9 protein-coding genes are annotated in these 13,140 nt (G+C 67.0%); 6 read left to right on the forward strand and 3 right to left on the reverse strand.

The window, feature by feature from the left end; genetic code table 11:
* Positions 1–25: 25 nt before the first annotated feature.
* Positions 26–733: an outer membrane protein gene (locus AC5JCN_RS03615; protein ID WP_495753631.1), complete on the reverse strand. Its 708-nt coding sequence runs from the start codon at positions 731–733 to the stop codon at positions 26–28.
* A 466-nt stretch (positions 734–1,199) separates the two neighbouring features.
* Between AC5JCN_RS03615 and ku the strand changes: the two genes are divergently transcribed.
* Positions 1,200–2,234: a non-homologous end joining protein Ku gene (gene ku, locus AC5JCN_RS03620; protein WP_495753632.1), complete on the forward strand. Its 1,035-nt coding sequence runs from the start codon at positions 1,200–1,202 to the stop codon at positions 2,232–2,234.
* Between the two features lie 4 nt (positions 2,235–2,238).
* The gene (gene ligD, locus AC5JCN_RS03625) at positions 2,239–4,938 is read left to right on the forward strand and encodes a DNA ligase D (protein ID WP_495753633.1); all 2,700 of its coding nucleotides are present in this window, start codon (positions 2,239–2,241) and stop codon (positions 4,936–4,938) included.
* Here ligD and AC5JCN_RS03630 read toward each other — a convergent pair.
* Entirely contained in the window at positions 4,935–5,465 is a 531-nt protein-coding gene (locus AC5JCN_RS03630; RefSeq protein ID WP_495753634.1) for a hypothetical protein, read from the reverse strand. The genes ligD and AC5JCN_RS03630 overlap by 4 nt on opposite strands.
* Positions 5,466–5,647: 182 nt before the next feature.
* On the opposite strand from AC5JCN_RS03630, the gene AC5JCN_RS03635 reads away from it, so the two are divergent.
* From AC5JCN_RS03635 to AC5JCN_RS03645, 3 genes are all read left to right on the forward strand, one after another.
* On the forward strand, positions 5,648–5,803 hold the full coding sequence (locus AC5JCN_RS03635; RefSeq protein ID WP_495753635.1) for a hypothetical protein: 156 nt from the start codon (positions 5,648–5,650) through the stop codon (positions 5,801–5,803).
* A gap of 96 nt (positions 5,804–5,899) precedes the next feature.
* A complete protein-coding gene (locus AC5JCN_RS03640) occupies positions 5,900–8,836 on the forward strand; it encodes a PAS domain-containing protein (RefSeq protein WP_495753636.1) in 2,937 nt (978 codons plus the stop codon).
* A 74-nt stretch (positions 8,837–8,910) separates the two neighbouring features.
* On the forward strand, positions 8,911–9,216 hold the full coding sequence (locus tag AC5JCN_RS03645) for a hypothetical protein (protein ID WP_495753637.1): 306 nt from the start codon (positions 8,911–8,913) through the stop codon (positions 9,214–9,216).
* Here the strand turns inward: AC5JCN_RS03645 and AC5JCN_RS03650 are convergent.
* Positions 9,191–11,947 carry a glycoside hydrolase family 2 protein gene (locus AC5JCN_RS03650; protein WP_495753638.1) on the reverse strand — a complete coding sequence of 919 codons (2,757 nt, stop codon included), beginning with the start codon at positions 11,945–11,947 and terminating at the stop codon, positions 9,191–9,193. The genes AC5JCN_RS03645 and AC5JCN_RS03650 overlap by 26 nt on opposite strands.
* A gap of 288 nt (positions 11,948–12,235) precedes the next feature.
* On the opposite strand from AC5JCN_RS03650, the gene AC5JCN_RS03655 reads away from it, so the two are divergent.
* The gene (locus AC5JCN_RS03655; RefSeq protein ID WP_495753639.1) at positions 12,236–13,105 is read left to right on the forward strand and encodes an SDR family oxidoreductase; all 870 of its coding nucleotides are present in this window, start codon (positions 12,236–12,238) and stop codon (positions 13,103–13,105) included.
* Positions 13,106–13,140 lie beyond the last annotated feature (35 nt).

Here is a 13,140-nt window from a genome sequence, read left to right on the forward strand (position 1 = left end):
TTTCGTCATCAAACCGGGTATCCGATCAGAACTTGTAGTTCAGGCCGACGCGAACAACGCCGAAATCGTTGTTCTTGCTGCGCTCGACGAGGTAGTCGCCGACGTCGGTCGAAATCGTGCCCGTGTTGTTGCCCTGGTCGATGTTGACGTACAGGCCTTCGAGCTTGACCGTCCAGTTGTTGGTGAAAGCGTACTCGACGCCGCCGCCGACAGTCCATCCCGCGCGGGTGTTCGAGCCACCGAAGAGGCGCTCGCCGACGTCGCCATAGGCGAGACCACCGGTTGCGTAAACGAGGAAGCGATCAAAGGCGTAGCCGGCGCGCAGGCGAACCGTACCGAAGTAGCTGCCGGAGTCGCTGGAGATACCGAAGTCCGAGTAATAGTACTTCTTGCCGAGATCGGCGTACTGGATGTCAGCCTCGGCGCCGATCACGAACGGACCGGTCTGCCAGTTGTAGCCAGCCTGGGCGCCGCCGACGAAGCCGGTCTGGTCATTGCCGGAGTAGTACACGACAGGGCCGACCGTACCGGGCGCCGGGACGAAGGTCGTGCTGCTCGACTTGCCGCTGAAGCCGACGCCGGCGTTCACACCGACGTAGAAGCCCGTCCAGGTGAAGATGGGCGCGTAGACGATCGGCGCGGCCGGGGCGGTGGAGCGTGCCGGCAGGTCAGCCGCGAAGGCCGTGCCCGAGAGGGCCGCCAGGGAGGCGGAGGCGAGAAGGAGCTTACGCATGATGTCGTCCTTGGTTATCCGTCAGCGTTGCGAGACCGTACTGGCGCGGTTCAGGCTATACAACCCTAAGTTGGGTGACTCGATCCAGGATACGCGAAGACAAAAAGCTCTGTGTCTTGAATGCCACAAAATGATCGCAAGCGTGAGCTAAGCCGTATTACTTTGACACATCTAACTGTGTGCAACGCCATGTGGATTGAGAACTGCAAAGCCTGATCTCAGCTGCAGCCCGAATTCTGCCTTACGCATGGATGCGGTGTTCATGTTTTAGGCAGGACTGTGGCCGCGCTTCTGTCGAACGCACTTCGTTCATCCCGGGTTCCATTCGAGACGGAAAAAGATGGGGTGATCTGCCCGGCGCCTTCGCGCCTCCGGTCGTCGTGGAAGGAACGATGGAGGAATGCCTGCGTTCGATTCGCGGGCCGGCCGTTGCGCCGGCATGCGTCCGCGTAGGAGGGCAGTCGACATGGCGCCGCGTGCCAACTGGAAGGGCTATCTGAAGCTCTCCCTCGTCTCCTGCGCGGTTGCGCTTTACCCAGCGTCCCGGACGACGGGGCGGATTTCCTTCCATACACTCAGCCGCAAGACCGGGAATCGGCTGCGGCGGCAAATGTTCGACCCCGACACGGGCGACGTGGTGGAGACGGAGGACCAGGCAAAGGGCTACGAGGTGGCCAAGGGCCAGTATGTCGTCGTCGACGACGAGGAGCTGGATGCCATCGCACTGGAAAGCACGCACACGATCGACATCGAATCGTTCGTCCCGCGTGCGGAGATCGACGAGGTCTACTACGACAGCCCTTACTACCTCGCGCCCGACGACAAGGTGGCGCAGGAGGCGTTCGCCGTGATTCGCGAGGCGATGCAACGCCACGACGTGGTCGGACTGGCCCGCGTCGTCCTCTACCGGCGGGAGCGGATCGTGATGATCGAGCCCCGCGGCAAGGGCCTGTTCGTCGCGACGCTCCGGTATCCCTACGAGGTGCGGGAGGACGACGCTTATTTCGAAGAGATCCCGGACGTGAAGATCCAGCCCGACATGCTCGATCTCGCGACGCACATCATCGACCGCATGGCTGGCCACTTTGATCCCACCAAGTTCGAGGACCGCTATGAGGAAGCCCTCGTGGCGCTCGTGAAATCCAAGCAGAACGGCGAACCGCTCGCCCTCCCCGAGGCGCCGCGGCCGGCCAACGTCGTCAACCTGATGGACGCGCTGCGCCGCAGCCTCGATGCCGAGCGTGGCGGCGGATCCGCGCCTCCGGCCGGCAAGCCCTCGGCAGCGAAGAAGGCGGCAGGGAAGGCCGCATCGAGTACCCCGGCCCCAAGCGCCTCCGATGCAGCCAAGCGGTCGTCACCAAAGGCGAAGGCTGCTCCTCGGCCTCCTGCCGCCGAAGCCAGCAAGCCCGCGCCGGAAGCAAAGCCGAAGTCGAAGCCGCCTGCGAGCCGCGCGGCTCCCACATCCGGCCGCAAGCCCGCGGGCATGAAGAAGGCGAGCTGAGGCGATGGCCGACGCGCTTGACCGCTACAATGCCAAGCGGGATTTCTCCCGCACCGGCGAGCCGAAGGGCGCTGCCGCGAAGAAGCGCAAGCCCGCGGCATTGTCCTTCGTCATCCAGAAGCACGCTGCGACGCGCCTGCACTACGATCTCCGCCTGGAGCTTGACGGGGTCCTCCTCAGCTGGGCCGTGACGCGCGGTCCGAGCCTCGTGCCCGGCGAGAAGCGCCTCGCAGTGCATGTGGAGGACCATCCGCTCGACTATGCTAGCTTCGAGGGACGCATTCCGGACGGGAATTACGGGGCAGGCGAGGTCATCGTCTGGGATCGCGGAACCTGGGAACCGGTTGCCGACCCGCACAAGGGGCTGGAGAAAGGGCATCTGGACTTTCGGTTGTCCGGCGAGAAGCTGTCCGGCGAGTGGCACCTCGTCCGGCTGCGGGCGCGGGCCGGGGAGAAGCGGGACAACTGGCTCCTGATCAAGGCGTCCGACGAGGCGGCGCGTCCCGAAGGCTCTCCCGAGATCACGGAGGAGCATCCTCAGTCCGTCATCACGGGCAAGCGGGTGGAAGATCTGGCGCCCGCGGGTTCGAAGCAAGCCGGCAAGAAGCCTGCGGCTGGCAAGCCCGCCGCTGCGGCGAGCAAGGCGGCGACCCAGGCATCGAAGCCGGCCAGAACGCGACCCGCCGCTGCACACGCGCCGGCGTCTTCCCGTGCACCGCGCAAGGCTCCTGCCGCGGTGGCAAAGAAGGCGAAAGACACGAAAGACGAGCCGGAAGGTTCCCGATCCGCGCCCAGGCCGAAACGGGCGAGCCGGGACGCGTCGCTTCCGGAGCCGCCAGAGTTCGTCCAGCCCTGCCTTGCCGAACTCGCGACCACGACCCCGTCGGGCGCACGCTGGCTCCACGAGATCAAGTTCGACGGCTATCGGATCCAGGCGCGTCTGTCGGCAGGCACGCTGACCCTGCGCACCCGCAGCGGCCTCGATTGGACCGACCGTTTCGTACCGTCCGCCTTTGCCGGCGAACTCGCGGAGCTCGGCATTCGCAACGCTCTCATCGACGGCGAAGTCGTCGTCGAGGACAGCGGCGGGGTTTCCGACTTCTCCGCGCTTCAGGCCGACCTCTCGGAAGGCCGTCGCGACCGCATGGTCTTTTGGGCCTTCGATCTCCTCTTCCTTGATGGGGAGGACCTAGCGGGCCGACCCCTGGCTGAGCGAAAGGCGGCACTGGCCGGCCTCATCCCGGAGCCCCGGGCCCTGCGCTACAGCGAGGACATGGACGAGGGCGGGGAGGCGCTGTTGCGGCACGCCTGCCGGCTGAGCCTCGAGGGGATCGTGTCGAAGCGCCGGGATGCGCCGTACCGTTCCGGAAGGGGCGGCGAGTGGGTGAAGACGAAGTGCAGCCGCCGTCAGGAATTCGTCATCGGCGGCTACACACCATCCTCCGCATCTCCCGGCGCCGTGGGCTCGCTCGTGCTTGGGACATGGCACAAGGACGCTCTGCGGCTCGACGGGCGCGTCGGCTCCGGTTTCAGTGCTGCAGCCTCGCGGTCGCTCTGGAAGGAACTGGAGGCCCTTCGGACGGAGGCACCCCCCTTCGCGGGTCCGCTTCCGGCCGAGGCCCGGCGGGGTGTCCGCTGGGCGAAGCCCGAACTGGTCGCCGAGGTGGAGTTCCGCAGCCGCACGGCATCCGACACACTCCGGCATGCAGTATTCCACGGCCTGCGGCGCGACAAGCCTGCCCGCGAGGTTGTGCGTGAGGAACCTTCCGCGCCGCCTTCGGGCGCCGGAGCCCAAGGCGAAGCGACGACGAGCGTCCCGCTGACGCATCCCGACCGCATGTTCTGGCCGGAGGCGGGCGTCACGAAGCAGGGTCTGCTGGATTTCTATTCGGCCATCTGGCCCTACATCGGTCCGCACATCGTCGAACGGCCGCTCAGCCTCCTTCGCTGCCCGGGAGGCGTGACAGAGGAGTGCTTCTTCCAGAAGCATGCATGGAACGGGATGGATGCCCGCGTCTCGACCGGCACCGACGCGGAAGGGGAGCAGTTCCTTTTCATCCGCGACTTCGACGGGCTCGCGGCCCTGGTGCAGGCGGGCGTGCTCGAGATCCATCCCTGGGGATCGCATGTCGCGTCGGTGGAGAAGCCCGACATCGTCACCTTCGATCTCGACCCCGGCCCCGGGGTCTCGTGGAACGAGGTGATCGAGGCCGCTTTCGGTGTGAAGGCGCATCTGGAAGATCGCGGCTTGGCCAGCTACGTGAAAACGTCAGGCGGGAAGGGGCTGCACGTCGTGGTGCCTCTGCGGCCCTCTGCCGGATGGGACGACGTCAAGGCGTTCGCGAAGGGGGTTGCGGAAGGGTTGGCGCGCGAGGCGCCGGCGCGGCTCACCGCCGTCCTCTCCAAGTCGGCCCGGTCGGGCAAGATTTTCGTCGACTACCTGCGCAATGGCCGGGGTGCCACTGCGGTCGCGGCCTATTCGACCCGGGCCCGGGAGACTGCCGGTGTATCCACCCCCGTGAGCTGGGACGAGCTCGGGCCGGCGCTGACGCCAGACCGCTTCAGGATCGGCAATCTCCTGAACCGCCTCGACCATCTTGGCAAAGACCCCTGGCAGGGTTTCTTCGAGGCGTCTCAGAAGCTCCCCTCGCCGGGCAAAACGAGGACGGGCTGGCGCAAGGCGGCCCGGAAGCCGGGCGCCTAGAGCGCCTGCGCGTCGCGGCCTCCGACGACCCGCAGCGCGGGAACGGATGCCGGAACGCGCGGTACCGCGTCGACGTCGATCTCGAGGGCGGCCGGATCGAGCTTTACACCGGCCTCGGCCAGCCGCGCACCGAGCCGGTAGGCCAGCATCGTGAGTGCGCGGGCCTGGAGGATTTCCAGCTGGAGCGCGTACTCGCCGGCCTTGCGGGCGTTGCCGGCCTGCATGGCGGAGACGATGCCGACCAGAGCGAGTTCGTCGGCGGACGCCGTCGCGGAAGCGTCGGGGAGGAAGACGAAGCGGCCCGCAGTGCGCAGGCGCAGTTCGTTGTCCAGCATGATCGCGTCGGACATGATCGCATCGGCATGCCGCTCGCCGACCCTGGTGCGCAGGGTTTCGGCGGCAGCATCCAGATGCGCCTGGTTGTAGCTGCTGCGGAACTTGTTGAAGCGGCGAAACAGGTTGACGACCAGCGCGGCGTTGGCCGGGAGAAGAATGCGGACGCTCTCTTCGAGGACGGCTAGTGACATGGTCTGTGTACCTCGAGAACGGGCGGGTCACGCGAACGGGCCGGCCGGCGATCAGAGCGCGAAGGGTCACGCCCGTCGCTTTCGTGAATAGAACGCCCGCCGCAAAGGCGTGGTTCCCGCCCGGAACCGCCGTGTCTCCGGCTGCGTTGCCGCCCCTGTCAGAGATTGCGAGAGGACGGCACATGTCAGCGGATCCGGGCAGTCAGCGCCCCGAAATCGTCAGCCAGGAAGAGGCGCGCCAGGGCGTGACCGGCCACAATGTCCGGTATGTCCTGTTCATCGGCATGGCTTTCGCAATCGTTGCAGGGGTGGTGCTCTACTTCAGCGTAGGGACGTGAGGAGCAACCACGAGCGCAGCGGGAACTCCTGCTGCATTTTGTGCGTTGTCTGGTCTGAAACGCGGTGAACGGGCATCACGATCGGGCGCAGCCATCATGATCCACCTGAACGGCCGCGAGGCAGCGGACGCCGGGGCCGTTCCGGTCCCGTCCGCCGACGGAATCGCGGGCGGTCTCGTCCTGCGTCATGGTGGCCGGATCGCGGTCGTCGGCGTTGTGCTGATGCTGCTTGCCGCGGCTGCTGCGGCACTGACCATTGCATCCACAAACGAAATCGTCCGCTTGAACGCCCGGGCCACCGAGGTCCGCTCGCATATCCAGGGACTGCAGGGAACGCTGGCTGACCTGGAGGCAGACGAGGCCGGCTACCTCGCTTCGCAGGCTCCCGCTTTCCGCACCCGCTTCGAGAAAGGGCTGGCGTCGGTCGTCGAGCAGTTCGAGGACCTGCAACCACTGGTCACGGGAGACGAGCAGCGCGCCAGGTTTGCCAGGGCAAAGACGGCCGCGGAGTCGGTGGGAAGGCGGGCGCAGCAGGTCGTCAGGCTTGCCGCCCAGGGCGATCTCGAAGAGGCCCGTGCCGAGTTCGGCCGGCAGACGTCCGAGGGTGAACGGGAGCAGGCGCGCTCCGTCCTGGGCGAAATGGCAGCCGCCAATGCCGACGCCATCCTGAAGACGCGAGAGGATTATCGTTCTGCCACGCGGCGGCAGGTGACCGCTCTCGTTCTCGCGGCGTTGGCCATCCTGCTGTTCGGGCTGCATCAGATCGCAAGTTCCAGCCGCTTCGTGCGCGAGGTCGCCGACAGTCGCGAGCGTCTCCGACGCACCAATCTCGACCTCGAGGCGCAGGTGGAGAAACGGGCAGGGGAGGTCTCACAGGCGAACCAGCAGCTCACGGCTGCCCTGGCTGCCGCGCGTGTGACCGCAAGCCGCCAGAACGCCGACCTCGTCTTCACCTGGGTCCACAATCCCCAGCCCGGAATGCCCGGCACTGACGCGCTCGGGAAGTCGGATTTCGACGTGTTTCCCGCTGGCGATGCTCTCGATGCGCTGGTCGGCGCCAAGCGCCGGGTTCTGGCGACGGGCCAGGGGGAGACCCTCGAGGCGAAGTTCGGCGCGGGGGACGCGACGGGCTGGTACCGTGTCCGGCTGGATCCACTCGATGACGGTGGCACGACGATCGGGGTGCTCGCAGCCGCGGTTGATATCACCGAGGACCGCAACGCGCGGCGGCGGTTGGGCGAGCTCTCCGACGAACTCGCCGGCACGGTCCAGCGGTTCGACCTGGCGCTGCGCGCCGCCAACGTCGTCGTCTTCGCCCAGGATACGGAACGTCATTTCACCTGGGTCAGCCGCGAGCTGTTCGGCATGTCGCCGTCGGATATCGCCGGGCGCCGGGAGGAGGATGTGCTGCCGCCAGACGTGCAAGCCGTCGCCATTCCGGCAAAGGACGCCGTGCTGCGGACCGGCCAGCCCCGAGAATACGACTACAGCGTCCTCGTGCACGGAGAGCGAAGGTGGTTCCGAGCGAGAGCCGAGCCGGTGCTCGACGCCTCCGGCAAGGCGTCCGGGATCGTCGGCGCCGTGATCGACGTAACGACGGAGAACTTCGCCCAACAGCGGCTCTGGGCCGTCACCGACGAACTCGCCGCCACCGTGGCCCGCTTCGACGTCGCACTGCGCGGCGCCGAGGTCTTCGTCTTCGCCCAGGACCTGCGGCGGCAGCTCACTTTTGCCAGTGACAGGCTGGCAGGGCTGTCTCCCCTGGAGCTCATGGGACGGCGCGACGAGGAATTTTCGTCGCCGGACATCGCCGCGATCCTCATTCCGGCGAAGGAACGCGTGCTCGCGACCGGTGAGCCGATGCAGCTCGACTTCGCTGTGCCCGACGAAAGCGGCGAGTTGCGCTGGCAGAAGCTGCACATCGAGGCGAGCCATGACCCGTCAGGGGCGGTCTCCGGCCTCATCGGCTGCGCAGTCGACGTGACGGCAGAGCGGCTCGGGCAGCAGCGCGAGAGGCGGCTGGCCGACGAATTGCGGCAGACTGTCCAGCGCTTCAAGGTGGCCCTCCGGGGCGCCGACGTGACGGTGTTCACGCAGGACAAAGACCTTGCCTACACATGGGTGAGCCAGGACTTCCTCAACCGGAAAGCGGGGTCCTTCATCGGCCTCACCGACAGGGATGTCTTGCCCCCGGAAATGAGCCCGAAGCTGGTCGACTTCAAGAACGCGGTCCTGGAACGGGGCGAACCGCAGCAGGGGGAGTTCCGCTTCCCTGATCCCGCCAATGAGCGCTGGTACTTCGTGCGTGCCGAGCCGCAGCGTGACGAGGCCGGGGCCACCGTGGGGCTGCTGGCGGCCGCCGTGGACGTCACGGAGCGGCGCCAGAGGGAGACGCACATCCGCATCCTCCTGCGCGAACTCACCCACCGCACCAAGAACCTGCTCGCGGTCGTGCAGGCCATGGCACGCCAGACGCTTACCACCTCCACCTCAGCCGGTGACTTCGAGGCCCGGTTTTCCGGCCGGCTCCAGGGGCTGGCCGCCTCGCTCGACATCCTCGTCAGCGAGAACTGGGAAGGCGCGTCCATCGAGGAGTTGGTTCGATCGCAACTCGGTCACTACCGTGACTACGTCGGCGGCCGCATCGGACTGAAGGGACCGGATGTCAGACTGGAACCCGAGGCGGCCCAGAATATTGGCCTCGCTCTGCATGAACTCGGGACGAACTCGTCCAAGTACGGGGCTCTCTCCGTGCCTTCGGGCCGGGTCGAGATCGTGTGGGACATGGTTCCGCGCGCAAGCGACGTGGCGCTTCGCTTCACTTGGCGGGAAAGCGGCGGGCCGCCGGCACAGGCTCCAGCCCGGAAGGGGTTCGGTTACGCGGTGCTCGAGAGGCTGGTGCCGCGTGCACTCGGGGGACAGGCGGCACTCGACTACCGGGACGACGGCATGTCCTGGTCGGTGGATGTCGCCGGCACCCACGTCCGGTTTCCGGAAGAGGCGAGGGAGCCTCACGAGGAGTGGGCCGGGTGAGGGCAGTGGGCGGCGTCGGGAACGATGCCGCCCGTTTGCGGGTTTGGCCACAGCTGCTGCATGAGGGTTGCCCGATGCCGTCGAAGCCAGCTTCCGCCTGGATCCGCTTTCTCCTGACACGCGCCGGCGCAGGGGCCGGTCTCGGCTTCGCGGCAGCCGCCCTGCTGGTGGCGAGCCCGGCGACGGGGCTTCTCCAATTGATAGGGTCGGCTGACGCCGTCTATGCGGGACCGGGAATGATCGGTCTCGCCTTCGCGTCACTCAGCGCAACCGCATTTCTGGCCACGGCCCTGGCTCTCGGGTCGGTCGAGGGCGGCGTCTCCGGTGGACGGCCGGTCGCCGTCCGCGCGGTGGTCAGGCAGCCTCCTCGCCGGACTTGAGATCGGGCTCCGCCTCCGAATCGCGCGGACGTTCCGCCGTCGCGGTGGCGAGATCGATGAGCGTGTGCATCAGCAGCGTCGCCGTCGGATCCTCGCCAGGCGCATCGCGCAGAAGGCGAAAGCTCGACGCCACGAAGCGGCCCTTGCCATAGGCACGCTCCACGGAAATCGCCACGGGCTTGTGGATCCATCCGATCGCCAGTCCGGCATGTACCCTCGACTGGAAATCGAGCAGGTTGCAGCCGACGATCACGTGAGCGGGGATGACCCTGTCGAAGGTTTCGTCGATCAGGGGGCCGCCGGGAAACGCGGCGAACCGGCCAGACCGCACCAGCCAGGCGAAGGTCGAAGCCCAGTCGCCGGCCCAGAGCGTGCCGGCACGGGCCCGCACGGCGACGTTCTGCCAGTGCGGGAAGAAGGGATAGAGCGGCATCTCCGTGTCGCACAGCAGCAACATGCGGCCGCCCTCGCGCACATGGCCCGCCAGCGCCTTGTCATGCGACGAGGCCACGACGATGTCGGACGACGCCATGTCCGGAGCGATGTCGTAGCCCAGGGCGGACAGCCGTTCCGCGACGGCCGGGTCGGCCGCAAACGCCTTGCGGGCCGGCCGTGCTTGGGGCCTGGGATGGATTGCGGCATCGATCCGGTTGCGGGCGATGACGTTGCCATCCGTATCCCGGAGGGTGAAGGTCACCGGGGTGAGGCTCGGCGCAGCCACCTGCGGAAGCGCGACCTTGACGACGCCGAGGTCCGACACCTCGCCGGCCGGCAGGCGTCCGACGGGATGGACAGCCTTCTCCGCCCCTGCTGCTTCCACCTCGACCGTGCAACCCTCGAGCACGGGACCGGCCCCGTGCGCGACCGACAGGTCCACGTTCATGCGGTCTTCGGACCAGTAGGACAGACGCTCCCAGCGCGGGATGACGACGGTGTCCGCGTTCACCTGCGCGAAGACCGGGTGGAACACGCGGGTGTTGCGGCGCATGTCGAGCAGGCCGTTCGCTTCCCAGTGCGCGTCGGTGAACTCGGTGATGACGTAGCCGGCAATACCCGGCCGGCGGCGCATCGTCTCGATCTCGTATTTCAGCGCGCGGAACTGCTGCCACTGCGCCGAGACGACGAGCCCGCCGAGATGGCCGAAGACGCGATCCAGGCTCCAGTCCGCGAAGCGGTTCTCGATGCCGTGGGCGTACATCACACCCTCGCCCCAGTCGTGGCCCGTTTCGAACCACCACGGCTCCTTGCCGTCGCTGCCGCGCAGGTCCTCCGGGAAGGGCAGGCCCCAGTTGCCGAATTCTGAGCACACCAGGGGCTCGTCGCCGCGGATCACCGCATCCCCCTCCTGGCTGTAGAGCCAGGACGCGCGGCCGGCGAGCTCGTCGACAAAGGCATCCCACGCCCGCCGGTTGTCCGGGAACGCGGCGTAGAAGTGGTAGTCGGCGATGTCCGTCTCGACATGGAAGGACGGCGCCAGCGGCGAGTTGTCCACCACCAGCCGGGTCGGATCGTAGGCCTTCAGCCACGCATAGGTGCGCTTCAGCCAGGCACGATGGTCGGCGTCGTGGACGAGGTCGACGCCCCAGTTCTCGTTGATGATCGTCCAGATGCCGATGCTGGGGTGGTTGCCGTCGCGATCGACGATGCCCTTGAGCAGCCGTTCCTTGCGGCCGCGGGACCGCTCGGTCGACAGGCCCCCATTCGGCAGTTCCGTCCAGATCAGGAGCCCGACCCGGTCCGCGGCGGCGTAGTAGCGCGGATCCGCTGCCTTGATGTGGCAGCGCAGGCAATTGAGCCCGAGTTCCTTCGCCTTGCGGAACTGGTCCTCGATGAACTCGACGGAGGGCATCGTGCAGATGCCGTCGGGGTAGTAGTCCTGGTCCAGCGCGCCGCGCAGGTAGAAGGGCTCGCCGTTCAGATAGAACCGCCCGTCGCGGGCCTCGATGGTGCGGAAGCCGAACGTGTCCTCGAAGTTGTCGATCTCGGATCCGGCGTGCATCAGGCTGGCATGGACGCGATAGAGGTTCGGCTTGTCGGGTGACCAGGCCTGCACCTCCGGGACGCGCAGCACGGACTGGATCTCGTCGTCCCCCGCCAGGGCCTCTTCGGTGTTGGCGGCGACCACCTGTCCCTCCGGGCCGACGATGGCGAGCCGCAGCACGTGGTCGTGGTTCAGCGGGGCGAAGAAGTGGGCGGCGATCCGCACTTCGCCCGTCGCCATGTCGGGCACGATGCGCAGGCGCGCAACGTTGTCGTGGTTTCGCTGCTCGATCCGGACGGACTGCCAGACTCCGGAGAGCGGCCCGTACCAGCTCTGCTTGCCGAAGGGAATTTCGGCGAAGGGGGCATCAGGCCAAGTCGAGGGATCGTCGGTGGGGCTTTCGACGCGCAGCTTGATCTCGTTCTCGCCCTCGACGAGGTACTCGCTCACATCGAATGCGAAAGGCAGGAAGCCGCCTTCGTGCCGGCCCACCGGCGTACCGTTGAGCCAGACGCGCGTGTTGTGGAAAACGGCGCCGAAGTGCAGCACGAGGCGCCCGTTCTTGAAGCCCGTCGGAACCTCGAACATGCGGCGGTAGATGCCGGTCCCGGCGCGCATGCGCAGGTCCTGGAACTGCGCCTGCCACGGACCCGGCACCTGGATGGTGCGAACGCGGATCGGCTCGATCTGCCGGTCGTCCGCGACGTAGAGGAACTCCCACGCGCCGTCGAGCGAGATGGTCCGTGACATGGGCAGCCTTGGGTTGTGTCTCGGGGATAGGCGGTGGGGCGTTAGGCAGCAGGAGCGGACAGGACGGGCACTATCGCGCCTGTCAGGAGAGAGGCTTTTCGTGTCGCAAACGCAGCACGGACTTCGCCAGTGTCCAGCGAGATTCCCATAGTCCGCCTCCTCATCCGGGCAAACGCCTCCTCAGCCCCGCGAGTTCCGCGCGGGGGTACAGAGCCGTGCAGGCCGGAACCGTCGTGCCGGGCGGACGTTGGGCGGGCCGTCTTTTCCCAGCCAGAAGCGAGGCCTCCCATGCCGCCCGATTCCTCCGGAACCGACCATCTCCAGCCGCCGCAGAAGCAGGAGCATCAGCCGGGAATCGAGGCGGAAATGAGCCCCGCTCCCGACTTCATGCCACGTCATCCCGGCTCGGGCAGGCTGCAGGACAAGGTGGCGCTGATCACCGGGGGTGACAGTGGCATCGGCCGCGCCGTCGCCATCGCCATGGCGCGCGAGGGGGCCGATATCTCAATCGTCTACAAGGACGAGCACGAGGATGCACAGGAGACGGTCAGGCTTTGCGAGGCTGAAGGCCGTAAGTGCCTCGCGCTGGCCGGGGATGTCGGCGAGGAAGCCTTCTGCCGCGAGGCGGTGGAGAAAACGGTCGAGGCCCTCAATCGGCTGGACATCCTCGTCAATAATGCTGCCGAGCAGCACGAATGCGAGAACATCGCGGACATCGACGCCGGGCAGATCGAGCGCACGTTCCGCACCAACATCTTCGCGCACTTTTATTTCGCCAAGGCGGCGCGGCCCTATCTGAAGAAGGGCTCGTCGATCATCAACACGACGTCCATCACGGCCTACCGCGGCAGCCCTCAACTGATGGACTATGCGGCGACCAAGGGCGCCATCGTTGCCTTCACCCGCTCCCTCGCGACGGCACTCGTCGAGGACGGAATTCGCGTCAACGGGGTTGCGCCGGGTCCTATCTGGACACCGCTCATCCCCGCTTCGTTCGACGAGGAGCGGACGGCGTCGCACGGCGCATCGGCGGCGATGAAACGGGCGGGTCAGCCCAACGAGGTTGCACCCTGCTACGTGTTCCTGGCGAGCGACGACGGCTCATACATGACCGGCCAGGTGCTCCATCCCAATGGAGGGACAGTCGTCAACGGCTGATACCACGTCCAATGCCGATCATTGGGGGAGCCCGC

It is taken from the genome of Alsobacter sp. (assembly GCF_059501845.1).